This is a genomic window from Ferdinandcohnia sp. SAFN-114, from assembly GCF_059415045.1.
In genome coordinates this window covers 24,788-40,791 of record NZ_JBPFDQ010000001.1, presented here as the reverse complement: position 1 = coordinate 40,791, position 16,004 = coordinate 24,788, and the positions used below count along the sequence as shown (strand labels likewise).

Here is a 16,004-nt window from a genome sequence, read left to right as displayed (position 1 = left end):
AAAAGCAATTTGCTCTACTAGGAGTTGAACGTTTCAGGCGTTAACTGATCGAGTGAAAATCTAAAGTCTCTAAAAGACCAAGAAGGTCGAGGTAGCAAGATTTCGGTAGACGGAGTGCACGTTTTTTGGTGTATGAGTATGTAGAAAACACTGCTAACGAAGAGATTCGCCGATTATTTGGCGTTAGGTTTTAACTAGGGTGGCACCACGGGAACTATAAGCTCTCGTCCCTACAAGAAATTGTAGGGATGGGAGCTTTTTTGTTTTGTTTGTTATCCCAGATGTGTAAATACATATCTTTTCTTTGAGTAAGGAGGAGTAAATAAATGGTTAATATTCCTAGAGGAACGCAAGACATCCTTCCAGGTAATGTGGAAAAATGGCAATATATCGAGGAGATGGCCCGAGATATATGCAAAAGATTTAATTATAAGGAAATACGGACGCCAATATTTGAACATACAGAACTTTTCTTACGAAGTGTAGGGGAGACCACCGACATCGTAACAAAAGAAATGTACACCTTTGAAGATCGTGGGGAACGAAGCCTAACCCTTCGACCTGAAGGTACAGCAGCTGTAGTTCGCTCATATGTAGAAAACAAAATGTTTGGTAACCCATCACAACCAACCAAGCTTTACTACTGCGGCCCTATGTTCCGTTATGAACGACCGCAAGCAGGTCGGTTCCGTCAGTTTGTCCAATTTGGAGTTGAGGCATTAGGAAGCAACGATGCTAGTATCGATGCAGAAGTTATCGCACTCGCGATGGAAATCTACAAATCACTTGGATTGAAAAAGTTGAAACTTGTCATTAACAGCCTTGGTGATAAATCTAGTAGAAGTGCACACCGCGATGCGCTAATCGCACATTTTTCACCTAGAATTGATGAGTTTTGCTCAGACTGTAATTCTAGACTTGAGAAAAATCCAATGCGTATCCTCGATTGTAAAAAGGACAGGGACCATGAATTAATGCACACGGCACCTTCGATTTTGGAATATTTAAATGCCGAATCAAGTGAATATTTCAATAAGGTAAAGTCTTACTTAACTGATTTAGAAATTGACTTCGAAGTTGATTCTGGACTTGTAAGAGGTTTAGATTACTATAACCATACTGCATTTGAGATTATGAGTGATGCAGAGGGCTTTGGAGCCATTACAACACTTTGTGGTGGTGGACGCTACAATGGTTTAGTTGAAAGTCTTGGTGGACCTGAAACTCCAGGTATCGGTTTTGCGTTAAGTATTGAAAGACTCTTAGCCGCTCTGAATGCAGAAGGTATTGAACTACCAGTTGAAGAAAGAGTGGATTGCTATGTAGCTGCTATCGGAGAGGCTGCATCAGCTAAATCTGTATTCCTCGTGAATGAACTTAGAAAAGCAGGATTGGTTGCAGAAAAGGACTATCTAAATAAAAAAGTAAAAGGCCAATTCAAAGCAGCTGACAGATTACAAGCCAAATTTGTTGCGATCTTGGGCGATGAAGAATTGGAAAGAAAAGTTATTAACGTGAAGAACATGGATTCAGGTCATCAAGAAGAAGTCCAACTTGAGCAATTGATATCATATATAGTTGAAAAAAGTCATTAGGAGTGGGAAACATGTCTGGTAGAACGTATTATTGTGGTGAAATAACCGAACAAGCAATTGGTGAAAAAGTAACACTAAAGGGATGGGTTCAAAGACGCAGAGACCTAGGTGGACTTATTTTTATTGATCTAAGAGACAGAAGTGGAATTGTTCAAATCGTATTTAATCCTGAAGAATCTAAGGAAGCATTAGAAATTGCTGAAACGGTAAGAAATGAGTATGTACTAGGTGTAGAAGGTATTGTTGTAGCTCGTGATGAAGCAACAATAAACAACAATATCCCGACTGGAAAAATCGAAATCAAGGTTTCTGATATAAATATCATAAATGAAGCAAAAACACCTCCATTTATGATTGAAGATCGTACAGAGGTTTCAGAAGATTTACGTTTGAAATATCGTTATTTAGATCTTCGTAGACCGGCTATGTTTGAAACATTCCAAATGCGTCACAATGTTACAAAATCCATTCGCGAGTATCTAGATGGCGAAGGCTTCTTAGACATTGAAACACCGATTTTAACAAAGAGTACACCAGAGGGCGCACGTGATTATCTTGTACCAAGCCGTGTCCACCCAGGTGAGTTTTACGCACTTCCACAATCACCACAAATATTTAAACAATTATTGATGGTGGGTGGATTTGATCGTTATTACCAGATTGCACGTTGTTTTAGAGATGAAGACTTACGTGCAGACAGACAGCCTGAATTTACACAAATCGATATTGAAACGTCCTTCATGAGTCAAGAGGACATCATTGCTATGACAGAACAAATGATGAAGAAATTAATGAAGGACGTAAAAGGTATGGATATCGAACTTCCATTGCCTCGATTAACGTATGCAGATGCAATGAACCGTTACGGCTCAGATAAACCTGATACGCGCTTTGAAATGGAATTAATTAATCTTTCTGAAGTTGTAAAAGATAGCGGATTTAAAGTGTTCAGCAATGCAGTAGCGACTGGTGGGCAGGTAAAAGCAATCAATGCAAAAGGTGCTGCAGATAAATATACTCGTAAAGACATTGACGGCCTTACTGAATATGTAAATCGTTACGGTGCAAAAGGACTTGCATGGTTAAAAGTTGAAGAAGATGAGTTAAAAGGGCCAATCGCAAAGTTTTTTGATGCAGATGAGCAAAAAGCATTAAGAACTGTTTTAGAAGCTACAGCGGGAGACTTACTATTCTTTGTAGCAGATAAACCAAATGTAGTTGCAGATGCACTTGGAGCACTACGTTTAAAACTTGGAAAAGACCTTGATTTAATCGATGCATCTAAGTTTAATTTCCTTTGGGTAACGGACTGGCCACTTTTAGAATTTGATGAAGAAGATGGTCGTTATTATGCAGCTCACCATCCGTTTACAATGCCAGCGAGAGAGGATATTGAGCTACTTGAAAGCAAGCCATGGGAAGTCAAAGCACAGGCGTATGACCTTGTATTAAATGGGTATGAATTAGGTGGAGGTTCACTCCGTATTTTCGAACGCGATATCCAAGAAAAAATGTTCAACGTTTTAGGATTTACAGATGAGGAAGCAAGAGAACAGTTCGGATTCCTATTAGAAGCATTTGAATATGGTACTCCACCACATGGTGGTATTGCACTAGGTTTAGACCGACTAGTCATGCTTCTAGCAGGTAGAACTAACTTACGTGATACGATTGCTTTCCCTAAAACTGCAAGTGCAAGTGATCTTTTAACAGACGCTCCTGGTGAAGTTAGCAAAGCGCAATTAAATGACTTGTATTTGTCGTTAAATGTACGAAAATAGCGAACAAAACCCTTTTAGGTCAACTTGTAAAGACGAATTTCGTGTGTTAATATGTTGACAAGAAATAAAGTTCAAAAAGGTGGATGAAGAGGACCGAGAATTTCAAGGGACGCAGCTTTGAGTACCGGAGAAGCAAGGCAACGTGGAAATTCGATGTGTCATATTCACCGCACTTTTTGAACATCCTTTAAAGTTAGAAGTCCTGATGTGTTTGTCGTATAACCTATTGTTTTGACCGAACAATAGATTATACGGGAGCCCGGAGTTTTCGCACTTGCGTAAATGCCTCATCTATACTTAAAAAGAGGACTTACAAAAGTCGAAACAGGGTGCCCACCTGCGGTGAGCGGGTTCAAAACTAAGGCATCGACTGCACGATTGGGACTTCTAAGGATACTTTATACAAGAACAAACCCTTGTTTACATTGTGTGAACAGGGGTTTTTTATGTTTTTATATTTAAAACACATAAATTCACATAGAAATACTTGAAATGTGTCGAAAGTATGTTATATTCTAGTTCTGGTAAAAATAAAAATCACATTGAATTTGATACCCAATGGAGTTGAAGATATGTTACACCAATTTTCACGAAATGAACTAGCAGTAGGTAAGCGCGGGGTAGATATCCTTAAAAACAGTACAGTAGCTGTTCTTGGAGTGGGTGGCGTTGGTTCTTTCTCAGTAGAGGCGCTCGCACGCTCTGGTGTTGGACGATTAATCCTCGTAGATAAGGACAATGTGGATATCACAAATATTAACCGTCAGTTACCTGCTTTACTTTCTACTATTGGTCAATCAAAAGTAGACGTAATGAAGGAGCGTATCGCAGATATTAATCCTGACTGTGAAGTAATCGCTCTTAAAATGTTTTATACAGAAGAAACTTACGAAGAATTTTTTAGCTATGATCTAGACTTTGTTGTTGATGCATCAGATACGATTATGTATAAAATTCATCTTATGAAGGAATGTTTACAACGAAATATTCCAATCATCTCAAGTATGGGTGCTGCAAATAAGATGGATCCAACCCGTTTTATGATTGCAGATATTTCAAAAACTCATACGGATCCAATTGCAAAGGTAATCCGTACCAAATTAAGAAAAGAAGGAATCCGTAAAGGTATTCCGGTTGTGTTCTCAGATGAAAGCCCAATCGTTATTCGGGAAGATGTTCGTAAGGAAATCACTGATGAGAATGCTAAAATTCGTAAAGCAAAAATGCCACCATCCTCTAATGCGTTTGTTCCATCCGCTTGTGGACTAATAATGGCTAGCTATGTTGTTCGGGAATTGCTGAAGGACATCAAAATAACTAGAGTTAAGGACTCATAAAAAAACGTGGCCATGATAGCCACGTTTTTCCTATTTTGCTAATTGCTCAAGATTCCCGTTTTTATCCATTCGGAATGTCGGGGAGTTACGATCCTCTGTATCTTCAAACATTACTAAGCGTCTTGCACGGTCCATAATTTGTACAAGTGCTTGGTAGTCTTCTTGAATGATAGTCTGTTGGTCAGATAACTTTTCAAGTCTCTTCTCAAGCTCTTTAGTTTGTTGCTTTAATGATTCGTTTTCACGATGCAAACGATTATTTTCCATTTCTAACTGATTCGAAAGAAAATCATTATGACGTAATGAAGACAAGAATGAAATACAATCTTCAAGCGTAATTGAATTATTGATTGGATTACTGAATGGTTTAGATGAAGGGATTAGTTCCGCAGAAACCTCCTCGATATAAACAGGTGCAGGTGTTTCTTCTACAAATGCCTCCTGACTGACTGTTTTTTCTTGAGATGTTCCTTTATCCTTGTTCATTCTTTCTAATGCTCGTTTTCTTTCTTTACGCTGCTTTTTTGCAATAGCAATTGCTTGCTCATAATTATTTCGGACTTCCGCATTCCATCTAAACCCACATGCCGCTGATGTACGGTTTAATTTATCGCCTACTTCGTCAAAAGCAGCTAATTGAGTTCCACCTTCACGTATGTAGCGTAAAACAGTTTCAGCTAATAATAAATCATCTTCATGTGACCATGCGTCTTGTCTTACTTTCATATAACCAACTCCCTTTAGATGATGTTCAAAAAGTCGGCAGAAAATGCCGCGATACAAGAGGATCTTCGACTAAATACCGACACGTCCTGTGTCGAACGTCGAAGTCACCACATCCTGTGGAAGTCGTTGGCTAGCTTTTTCGTTCCTCACGTATTAACTGCATACGTTCCGGTACTCAAAGCTGCGCCGCCTTGAACTACTCGGTCCTTTTCAACCTCTTTTTTGAACACTTTAATTGATTTAAAATAATAGATTTTTTCTTTATATCTAGCATGACCACGTTCTATTTGTTTTATACATTAGTAGTTTTATCAAAAAGAAAATACTACATAAGGAGTACAGGGACTGCATTTGCAATGTAAAAGTATTGTTAATTTCTCTCATAACCTAAAAAAATGGGAACTTTTTCATCTATAATACGTAAGTAGTATTGTCGCATAATCCGGTAAACGGCGAACGAGATTCTACACAAATGAATCTCACAAACTGATAGGGGGAAAAAATGTGCAACCAGTTTTACAATTAAAAAATGTAAAAAAGACAATTGGTAAAAAAGAAATCATTAAGGGAATTTCCTTTGATGTATATCCAGGTGAAGTTTTCGGCTTTTTAGGGCCAAACGGCGCTGGTAAAACGACTACGATTCGAATGCTTGTAGGGCTAATGTCCATCACTGATGGTGAAGTCATGATAAAAGGAACAAATGTTGCCAAGAATTTTGAACAAGCTGTAAGACATATTGGCGGCATTGTTGAAAACCCGGAAATGTATAAGTTTTTAACGGGATATCAAAATCTTGTTCACTATGCAAGGATGGTAAACGGTGTATCAAAAGATAGAATCCTTGAGGTAACAAAGCTTGTTGGTCTTGAAAAGAGAATCAATGAGAAGGTTAAAACCTATTCATTGGGGATGCGACAGCGCTTAGGTATTGCTCAAGCATTATTACACAGTCCTTCGATTTTGATTCTAGACGAACCAACAAATGGATTAGATCCTGCTGGAATTCGTGAAGTTCGCGATTATATTCGAAAGCTTGCTAGGGAAGAAGGCTTAGCTGTAATTGTTTCCAGTCACTTGCTCTCTGAAATGGAAATGATGTGTGATCGGATTGGAATTATACAAGATGGTAGATTAGTGGGTGTACAAAAAGTCACTGATTTTATGAATGAAGAAACAAGCATTAGAGTCCATTTCCAAGTGGGTAATGTAGAAAAAACTCTATCAATACTATCAGCTGAATACCCTGCACTTGAAGTAAAACAAACCGAAAAAGGAATTGAACTTAACATTGAACATGGGATGATCCCGCAAATAAATGCTAGTCTTGTAAAAAATGAGATTCAGGTGTTTGGAATCACACAGCTTTCCAAATCACTAGAAGACCGATTCTTAGAAGTAACAGGAGGTAGCAGAATTGGCTAATATCGTGAAACTGATACAAAATGAAAATATGAAAATTTACCGTCGAATTTCCACTTGGATTATGCTTGTAATATTGATAGCAGTAGCTGTAGTTGTAGGAATTGTTATGAATATCACTGCTTCAGACTCTGTTGATGAACAATGGAAACAAAACTTACAACAACAGAATGAAATGTATAAGACAGATTTAGCGAGCGAAGACTTACCTGACATGGTAAAGGATATATCAAAAAAAGAATTAGCGATTAATGAATATCGAATCGAGCATGATATTGCTCCGGTGGAATCTAGATCTACCTGGAATTTTATGACGATTGCTGCAGAAATTGTTTCATTGATTACATTGTTTACAATAGTTGTTGGTGCGAGTAGTGTTGCCTCTGAATTTACTTGGGGAACCATTAAATTATTATTAATACGACCAGTATCAAGAGCGAAGATTCTTCTGTCAAAATATTTAGCTACCATTTTGTTTGCGTTATTTTCTTTAGTTTTACTATTTGTAGTTTCATTTTTAGTAGGTAGTATATTCTTTGGTATCGAAGGCTCTACACCTCACCTTGTTTATAGAGATGGCGCCGTACATGAGGTTCATATGGTTTCACATATTCTCGGGGTCTTCGGATTAAAATCAATTAATTTAATCATGATGTCAACATTTGCATTTATGATTTCTACTATTTTTAGAAATAGTGGTCTAGCAATTGGTTTAGCAATCTTCTTAATGTTTGTAGGAGTGAATGTTACAGCCCTTTTGGCCACAAAGTTTGAGTGGGCAAAATATATTCTATTTGCGAATACAGATTTATCTCAATATTTAACTGGATATGTTCTAGTTGAAGGAATGACGATGACATTTTCAGTTATTATGTTAATTATTTATTTTGTCATTTTTAATACATTAACGTGGTTTGTCTTTACGAAACGTGATGTTGCTGCTTAATAAATAAGGGGGAAGAAATAGTTTAGTCTATTTCTCCCCCTCTTTTTGTAATTGTTCAAGTCGATCATATACTTTTGCAAAATATTTTTCTTGTCCATTTTGTTTGGGTTTAAAGTATTTTCTGTTCTTTAGTAGTTCTGGTAAGTATTGCTGCTTAACCCATCCATTTGGATAGTCATGTGGATATTTATAGCCAATTCCATGACCTAATTCTTTTGCACCGCTGTAATGGGCATCTCGCAGGTGATCTGGAATTTCCCCGATATTTCCCTTTCGAATATCTTCAATTGCCTTATCCAGTGATTTATAAGCACTATTTGTTTTGGGTGATAGACACTGTTCAATCACAACATTTGCTAGTGGAATGCGTGCCTCTGGCAGCCCTAATCGTTCTACAGCCTGGCAAGCAGCAATTGTATGAGCCCCAACCTCAGGTGCAGCGATTGAAATATCTTCATAGGCAATTACCGTTAGACGTCTGCAAATTGAAACTAAATCTCCACCTTCAATTAGTCTAGCTAAATAATGTAACGCCGCATTTACATCACTACCACGGATACTTTTTTGAAGACAGGAGAGAAGTGAATAATGAAGATCCCCATCTTTGTCATGGGAAAAGCCCTTATTTTCAACACATTCCTTAACTAGCTCTATGTCAACTTCAACGACTTCACTGTCTCTCACTTTTGAGGCCATAACAACATCCTCTAACACATTCATAGCAGAACGTGCATCTCCTTTTGTGGACGATGAAATGAGATCTATTGCTTCTTCTGAAATTGAAATTTGTAAATCGCCAAGTCCACGTTCTGAATCCGCTAATGCACGCAATATTAATTCTTTTATATTTTCTTTTGTTAATGGACGAAGCTCTTTAATCTGTCCACATCTGCTCCGAATCGCAGGGTTTACATCATGGAACGGGTTTTCCGTTGTTGCCCCGATTAATGATATCAAACCTCTTTCAACATGTGGAAGCAAATAATCTTGTTGCGCTTTGTTAAAACGATGGACTTCATCAATGAAAAATATTAACTTCCCTTCCGCTTTTGCGGTTGAAACAGCATCCTCTATATCCTTTTTCCCAGCAGTTGTTGCATTAATTGAGATAAAGGGCATATCAACCGTACCAGCAATCGCTGTTGCAATGGAAGTTTTTCCAATTCCAGGTTCACCGTAAAGTAAGATGGAAGGAACATGTCCATTCATAATCATTTTATATAAAGCTGTATCCTTACCAATAATATGCTTTTGTCCAAGAATTTCTTCAATATGCTTGGGGCGCATTCGGTACGATAAAGGTGCTTCGATAAGTGATTCAAAAAGCAAAACATTCATCCCCTTAGCCAACAAAATCCTAATAATTTTAATGTATGTACATCAACTTTATCATACGTTTCGACCCGATAAAATACAAATACAATGCAATTTATGATATAATGTCGTGAGTTTAGACGAAATCGAAATAGCAAATAGAGAAAAGTTATACAACAGTGGGAGACATAAGAGATGGAGTGAGGAAATTGCGAGCACAGATTAGCTTTAGCCGCCACATTTTGAAGTGGTCTACTTTTTTTATCGGGATGTTAATCATGTCATTGGGGGTAGTCATGATAATCAAAGCAGAGCTTGGGGCATCACCCTGGGATGTTTTGCATATCGGACTATTTAAACAAATTGGTCTTACTATTGGCTCATGGTCGATCATTGTCGGCTTTTTTGTTTTGTTCCTATCCTCATTATTATTAAAGCGACTGCCTCAAATTGGTGCTTTTTTAAATATGATATCAGTAGGTATTTTCATTGATATGTTCATGATGGCTCCTTTCCTTGTAACACCAGAAAGTTTTATCGGGAAATTAATCATGCTGTTGATGGGATTACTTATTAACGGATATGGGATGGGAATCTATATATCAGCGAGTGTTGGTGCAGGTCCAAGAGACAGTCTGATGTTAGCACTAACCCAACTCACTAATTGGAAAGTGCAATATATACGTACAGGAATGGAAATTATTGTACTAACGATTGGTTGGTTGTTAGGAGGACCTGTTTTTATCGGAACTTTAATATATTGTGTAGGTATTGGCTATATCGCAGGTTTTGCATTGCCACAAACTCAACGAATGCATGATGTATTAAAACAGAAATTGGCGAAGACACGAGTAGTTGAAGTGAATCATTTTAGTAATTAGAGGTGAAAGTGAATGAAAATATCAACAAAAGGTAGATATGGTCTCACAATCATGATTGAACTTGCAAAAAATCATGGAAAAGGACCGCTCTCCCTAAAATCAATTGCAGCAAAACACGAACTTTCTGAACATTATCTTGAACAATTAATATCACCTTTACGTAATGCAGGATTGGTGAAAAGTATTCGTGGTGCCTATGGAGGCTATGTATTAGGGGATGAACCTACAAAAATTACAGCAGGAGATGTTATTCTCGTTCTTGAGGGACCAATTAGCCCTGTAGAAGTTCTAGAGGATGAAGAGCCAGCAAAACGGGAATTATGGATACGAATACGAGATGCTGTAAAAGAAGTACTAGACAGTACTACACTCGAAGACCTCGCAAGCCATAGCGATGGAAACGATGCATATATGTTTTACATTTAAGAAAAACATGTCATAATAACGTTACTTTTTTAAAAAAGGAGGGCTGATCAGATGCAGCATATTTATTTAGATCATGCAGCCACATCGCCCATGCACCCTGATGTTGTAAAGAGTATGCTTCCCTTTATGACAGAGGCATTTGGCAATCCGTCAAGCATTCATTTTTTCGGACGAAAAAGTCGTCATGCAGTTGATGAAGCAAGACAAACCATTGCCGATTCAATCAATGCAAAACCAAACGAGATTATCTTTACAAGCGGTGGTACTGAGGCAGATAATTTAGCCATTATTGGAACTGCTATGAAGATGCAAGGAAAAGGTAAACACATCATTACGTCTGCCATCGAACATCATGCCGTACTTCATACTTGTGAAAATCTGGAGAAACAAGGATTTACAGTTACGTATTTACCAGTTAATGAGGCTGGACTCGTTTCTGTCAAAGACGTTGAAGCGGCACTAACTCCGGAAACTATCCTTGTGACAATCATGTTTGGCAATAATGAGGTTGGAGCCATACAACCGATTAAGGAAATTGGAGAACTTCTTCAGGATCATCAGGCAGTTTTTCACACAGATGCCGTCCAAGCATATGGACTGGTTGATATAGATGTCAATCATTATAAAATTGACTTGTTGTCCGTTTCAGCTCATAAAATAAATGGCCCTAAGGGAACCGGTTTTTTATTTATGAGAGATGGAGTAAAGTTAGCTCCTCTTCTATTTGGAGGAGAACAAGAAAAGAAACGTCGTGCAGGGACAGAAAACGTAGCAGGAATAATTGGATTACAAACTGCTGCACAGTTGGCGAAGAAAACAATGAACGAAAAAAACGCTCTATACCAAGATTTCAAAGAGGCTTTTGTTTCAGTATTAAAAGAACAAGATATCTCATTTGAAGTGAATGGTGACTTAGCGAAGTCTTTACCACATGTGTTAAATATCTATTTTCCTGGTACAAATGTCGAGTCTATGCTTGTTAACTTAGATTTAGAAGGAATTGCAGCTTCGAGTGGGTCAGCGTGTACAGCTGGATCGATTGATCCTTCTCATGTCCTGGTTGCGATGTTTGGAAAAGATTCGGACCGAATCGCTTCATCTATACGTTTTAGCTTTGGTATTGGAAATACAATTGAAGATATAAAAACTGCAGCATTAGAAACAGCAAAAATCGTTTCACGATTAACGAAATAGGAGGTGGAAATATGAAAGATCCTAAAGATACTCGAGTAGTAGTCGGGATGTCTGGTGGAGTAGACTCATCAGTTGCAGCCCTTTTACTAAAAGAGCAAGGCTATGATGTAATCGGGATATTTATGAAAAACTGGGATGATACCGATGAGAATGGGGTATGTACTGCCACTGAAGATTATGAAGACGTAATCCGAGTTTGTAACCAGATCGGCATTCCTTACTACGCGGTCAATTTCGAAAAGCAATATTGGGACAAAGTCTTTACCTACTTTTTGGATGAGTATAAAGCAGGTAGAACACCAAATCCAGATGTGATGTGTAATAAAGAAATTAAATTTAAAGCCTTTTTAGAGCATGCTTTAACACTGGGTGCTGATTATCTTGCGACTGGCCACTACGCTCGTGTTGAGTTCAGAGACGGAGAATACAAGATGCTTCGTGGGGTAGATGAGAATAAGGACCAAACTTATTTCTTAAATCAACTTACACAGGAACAACTTTCAAAGGTCATGTTTCCAATCGGGAATATAGAAAAGTCAAAGGTGCGGGAGCTTGCAAAAGAAGCAAACCTTGCGACTGCTACAAAAAAAGATAGTACCGGGATTTGCTTTATTGGAGAACGTAATTTTAAAGAATTCTTAAGCAATTATTTACCTGCTCAACCAGGCGACATGGTCACTTTTTCAGGTGAAGTAAAAGGTAAACATGATGGCTTAATGTATTATACGATTGGTCAACGTCATGGCCTTGGAATTGGTGGAAGCGGAGAACCGTGGTTTGCAATTGGAAAAGACCTTAAGAAAAATATTCTTTATGTTGACCAAGGTTTCCACAATGAGTTTCTATATTCAGATTCCATTTTAGCTACTAATGTTAGCTGGGTTTCGGATATGAAACCTGAAGAGGAAGTAAAATGTACAGCAAAATTCCGTTATCGTCAACCGGATAATGCAGTAACGGTTAAAAAGGTGGATGACAATACAGTTAAAGTCATTTTTGATGAGCCCATTCGTGCGGTAACACCAGGTCAAGCAGTCGTTTTCTATAATGGGGACGAATGCCTCGGTGGTGCAACAATTGATAAAGTCTTTAAAAATGAAGAACGTCTAACATATGTTGGATGAAGAAACCTCAACTCTATATTTAGGGTTGGGGTTTTCCTGTGTTATAATATGAGTGCAAAAAAAGTCGATTCTGGAGTTGAATATCATTGGATTTAAATAAACAAGGCATTGAATATATGCAAGAAGGTAAGTACGAAGAAGCAGCTAAATGCTTTACTCAGGCTATTGAAGAAAACCCGAAAGAGCCGGTTTACTATATTAACTTTGGCAATCTTTTAGCGGCTGTGGGTGACCCTGAAAGAGCGATTGCTTTTTTTAGAAAAGCACTTGAGCTTGACGAAGGAGCGGGAACGGCTTATTACGGAATTGGTAATCTTCTCTACAACCAAGAAGATTTCTTAAAAGCAAAGAATATGTTTGAAAAAGCTCTAAAAGCAGGCTTGGAAAATAGTGATACATATTTTATGTTAGGGATGACATTGATTCAGCTTGGCCAGCCAAAATTAGCACTGCCATATATGAAACGTGCAGTTGAATTAAACGAAAATGATGTGGATGCATTATTTCAGTATGGCCTCTGCCTAGCAGGTGAATCAGTAATTGACGAAGCAATCAAATCGTTTCATTCTGTAATTGAATTAGAACCTAATCACTCAGATGCCTATTACAATCTAGGTGTTGCCTATGCAGGTTTTAAGAATGATTATGAAAAAGCACTCGACATGTTTGAAAAAGCATTAGAAATTCAACCTGACCATATGCTTGCAGCAAACGGGAAAAAGATTGTAAATGAAGCATTAAGTGAATAAATGAGGGGAGGGGATACTTAATGGAACAACAGGAATCTTTAGATTTATTTGATGAACAACGAAAATTTATGAAGGGTACTCATTTAGTAACAATCTTTCATAATGAGCAAAATTTGTATTCTGTCGTTCGGATTAGGCTTCAAGAAACAAATGAAGACTATAATGAAAAAGAAGCAGTTGTAACAGGGTATTTCCCTCGAATTCATGAAAATGAAACATACATCTTTTTTGGTCGCTTAAAGGAGCATCCGCGGTTTGGCATCCAATTCCATGTTGAACAATTCCAAAAAGAAATTCCACATACTAAACAAGGAATCGTCCAATACCTCTCAAGTGATCTTTTTAAAGGAATTGGGAAGAAGACAGCAGAAAAAATTGTAGAGACACTTGGTGAAGGAGCCATTTCAAAGATCATCGCAAACCCAGACGTCTTGCAGGAGGTTGATAAACTTTCAGCAGACAAGGCCAAAGAGATTTATGACACACTACAAGAACACCAAGGTCTTGAACAGATTATGATTGGTCTCTCTCAATATGGATTTGGTCCTCAGCTTTCCATGAGGATTTATCAAGTCTATAAAGAGCAAACACTTGAAATTCTTCAACATAGCCCGTATAAGTTAGTCGAAGATATTGAAGGTATTGGTTTCGGTAGAGCAGACGAATTGGGACGCCAACTTGGGATTTCTGGAAATCACCCAGACCGAATCAAGGCTGGATGCTTATACATACTTGAACAAGATTCATTACAAGATGGACACGTCTACCTTTCTGCAGAGGATTTAATCATTCGTGTTCAGCAATTATTAGAACAAAGTAGCCGTGAAGAAATCGTTGCAACCGATATTTCTAAGGAAATAATAAGTTTAACAGAAGAAAGTAAGCTTGTTATTGAAGAGGACAGGGTCTACTTACCTACCCTTTATTATTCTGAAAAAGGATTAATTACAAATATAAAACGGGTAATGGAACAAACTGAATACGAAAATCTTTTTCCAGAGTCTGAATTTTTGCTAGCACTTGGTGCACTTGAGGAAAGGATCAAAGTCCAATATGCGCCTTCGCAAAAAGATGCAATCCAAAAAGCACTTATGTCTCCAATGCTCCTCTTAACAGGTGGTCCAGGTACGGGGAAAACAACCGTTATTAAGGGGATCGTTGAATTATACGGAGAACTGCACGGTTGCTCCTTAGACCCAAAAGATTATAATTCCGAAAATCCTTTCCCAGTTTTATTAGTGGCTCCAACAGGTCGTGCGGCAAAACGGATGAGCGAATCAACAGGTCTTCCTGCCGTTACCATCCATCGACTCCTTGGATGGAATGGAGTCGAGGGTTTTAGTCATGATGAAGATAATCCGATAAATGGCAAGCTGCTGATAGTGGATGAAGTTTCGATGGTCGATATTTGGATTGCACATCAGTTGTTTAAATCACTACCGGAGCATGTCCAAGTTGTGCTAGTAGGGGATGAAGACCAGTTGCCTTCTGTCGGTCCTGGTCAGGTATTAAAGGATTTATTGGCATCTGAAGTAGTACCAACCGTTCGTCTAACTGATATTTATCGACAATCAGAAGGTTCGTCAATTATTGAATTGGCTCATGATATAAAAAAAGGCGCCCTACCACCTGATATTTCCTCACCTAAAAAGGACCGCTCTTTCTTAAAGTGCTACCAGAACCAGGTACTTGAAGTGGTTAAGCAAGTTTCGGATAATGCAAAAAAGAAGGGCTTTTCCGTTAAGGATATTCAAGTTTTGGCACCAATGTATCGCGGTCCTGCAGGGATTGACAGTTTAAATGTTATGCTGCAGGAGCTTTTTAATCCGCCTGTACACGGTAAGCGGGAATTAAAATATGGAGATATCGTTTATCGGCGTGGTGACAAGGTGCTTCAACTCGTCAATCAGCCTGAAAATAATGTGTTTAATGGCGATATTGGTGAAATCGAGTCGATCTTTTATGCAAAAGAAAACACAGAAAAACAGGATATGGTTGTTATAAATTTTGAAGGCAATGAAGTCACATATACAAAACAGGACTTAAACCAAATCACACACGCATATTGTTGTTCCATTCATAAATCACAGGGTAGTGAATTCCCGATTGTCATTTTACCGATTGTTAAAGGTTATTATCGCATGCTACGACGTAATTTAATTTACACAGCCATAACGAGAGCCAAAAACTTCCTCATCCTATGTGGCGAAGAAGACGCATTAAGACAAGGGGTTCAACGTGCAAACGATACAAACCGTCAAACAACCTTGTGCGAAAAGTTAAAAACTACCTTTGGTGCAATGGAGGAAGCTCCTATTCCTGTTGAAATACCTGAAGAGGCAAAGTCATATCAAGAGGTTATTTTCCAAACCGACCCAAATATTGGCATGGAAGGAATTACTCCATACGATTATATGGAAGTCGAATAAAAGCTGGGGATACCAGCTTTTTTCTTTTGGAAACTCTTGTACAGTATGACACCTTATCTGAAAGTGAATGATAAGTAATG

At 38.1% G+C, this 16,004-nt stretch carries 13 protein-coding genes, 1 other RNA gene and 1 other annotated feature (1 of these 15 cut by a window edge); of the genes, 12 read left to right on the top strand and 2 right to left on the bottom strand.

The features are described 5' to 3' along the window. Positions 1–235: a binding site (T-box leader), on the top strand; it begins 121 nt to the left of the window's first position. A gap of 91 nt (positions 236–326) precedes the next feature. The 4 genes from hisS (at position 327) to ACR65M_RS00190 (ending at position 4,713) form a co-directional block, all read left to right on the top strand. Next, positions 327–1,595 carry a histidine--tRNA ligase gene (gene hisS, locus ACR65M_RS00205; RefSeq protein WP_440272230.1) on the top strand — a complete coding sequence of 423 codons (1,269 nt, stop codon included), beginning with the start codon at positions 327–329 and terminating at the stop codon, positions 1,593–1,595. Between the two features lie 11 nt (positions 1,596–1,606). Then, positions 1,607–3,376 carry an aspartate--tRNA ligase gene (aspS, locus tag ACR65M_RS00200; protein ID WP_440272229.1) on the top strand — a complete coding sequence of 590 codons (1,770 nt, stop codon included), beginning with the start codon at positions 1,607–1,609 and terminating at the stop codon, positions 3,374–3,376. Between the two features lie 196 nt (positions 3,377–3,572). Next, positions 3,573–3,765: non-coding RNA, 6S RNA (ssrS, locus tag ACR65M_RS00195), on the top strand. Positions 3,766–3,948: 183 nt separating this feature from the next. After that, positions 3,949–4,713 (top strand): tRNA threonylcarbamoyladenosine dehydratase, encoded by a 765-nt coding sequence (locus tag ACR65M_RS00190; RefSeq protein WP_341330767.1) that lies wholly within the window; start codon positions 3,949–3,951, stop codon positions 4,711–4,713. Positions 4,714–4,743: 30 nt separating this feature from the next. On the opposite strand, the gene ACR65M_RS00185 is transcribed toward ACR65M_RS00190, so the two are convergent. After that, positions 4,744–5,439, bottom strand: coding sequence for an RsfA family transcriptional regulator (locus ACR65M_RS00185; protein ID WP_440272228.1), 696 nt, complete (start codon positions 5,437–5,439; stop codon positions 4,744–4,746). 504 nt (positions 5,440–5,943) lie between these two features. Here ACR65M_RS00185 and ACR65M_RS00180 point away from each other — a divergent pair. Together ACR65M_RS00180 and ACR65M_RS00175 are read left to right on the top strand one after the other, a co-directional pair. Then, the gene (locus ACR65M_RS00180) at positions 5,944–6,864 is read left to right on the top strand and encodes an ABC transporter ATP-binding protein (protein WP_440272227.1); all 921 of its coding nucleotides are present in this window, start codon (positions 5,944–5,946) and stop codon (positions 6,862–6,864) included. After that, entirely contained in the window at positions 6,857–7,807 is a 951-nt protein-coding gene (locus ACR65M_RS00175) for an ABC transporter permease (RefSeq protein ID WP_341330770.1), read from the top strand. The genes ACR65M_RS00180 and ACR65M_RS00175 overlap by 8 nt, the downstream gene beginning before the upstream one ends. Before the next feature lie 27 nt (positions 7,808–7,834). Here ACR65M_RS00175 and ACR65M_RS00170 read toward each other — a convergent pair whose 3' ends face one another. Beyond that, on the bottom strand, positions 7,835–9,136 hold the full coding sequence (locus ACR65M_RS00170) for a replication-associated recombination protein A (protein WP_440272226.1): 1,302 nt from the start codon (positions 9,134–9,136) through the stop codon (positions 7,835–7,837). A gap of 194 nt (positions 9,137–9,330) precedes the next feature. Between ACR65M_RS00170 and ACR65M_RS00165 the strand changes: the two genes are divergently transcribed. From ACR65M_RS00165 to recD2, 6 genes are all read left to right on the top strand, one after another. Continuing rightward, positions 9,331–10,002, top strand: a complete 672-nt coding sequence (locus ACR65M_RS00165; protein WP_494776416.1) for a DUF6198 family protein — start codon at positions 9,331–9,333, stop codon at positions 10,000–10,002. Positions 10,003–10,014: 12 nt separating this feature from the next. Then, the gene (cymR, locus tag ACR65M_RS00160) at positions 10,015–10,428 is read left to right on the top strand and encodes a cysteine metabolism transcriptional regulator CymR (RefSeq protein WP_099352159.1); all 414 of its coding nucleotides are present in this window, start codon (positions 10,015–10,017) and stop codon (positions 10,426–10,428) included. 51 nt (positions 10,429–10,479) lie between these two features. Further along, entirely contained in the window at positions 10,480–11,622 is a 1,143-nt protein-coding gene (locus tag ACR65M_RS00155) for a cysteine desulfurase family protein (RefSeq protein WP_440272225.1), read from the top strand. A gap of 11 nt (positions 11,623–11,633) precedes the next feature. Beyond that, positions 11,634–12,746 (top strand): tRNA 2-thiouridine(34) synthase MnmA, encoded by a 1,113-nt coding sequence (mnmA, locus tag ACR65M_RS00150; protein ID WP_121447304.1) that lies wholly within the window; start codon positions 11,634–11,636, stop codon positions 12,744–12,746. A gap of 86 nt (positions 12,747–12,832) precedes the next feature. Beyond that, positions 12,833–13,495: a tetratricopeptide repeat protein gene (locus tag ACR65M_RS00145; protein ID WP_440272224.1), complete on the top strand. Its 663-nt coding sequence runs from the start codon at positions 12,833–12,835 to the stop codon at positions 13,493–13,495. 20 nt (positions 13,496–13,515) lie between these two features. Beyond that, complete coding sequence (gene recD2, locus ACR65M_RS00140; RefSeq protein ID WP_440272223.1) at positions 13,516–15,924, top strand: SF1B family DNA helicase RecD2; 2,409 nt, start codon at positions 13,516–13,518, stop codon at positions 15,922–15,924. Positions 15,925–16,004 lie beyond the last annotated feature (80 nt).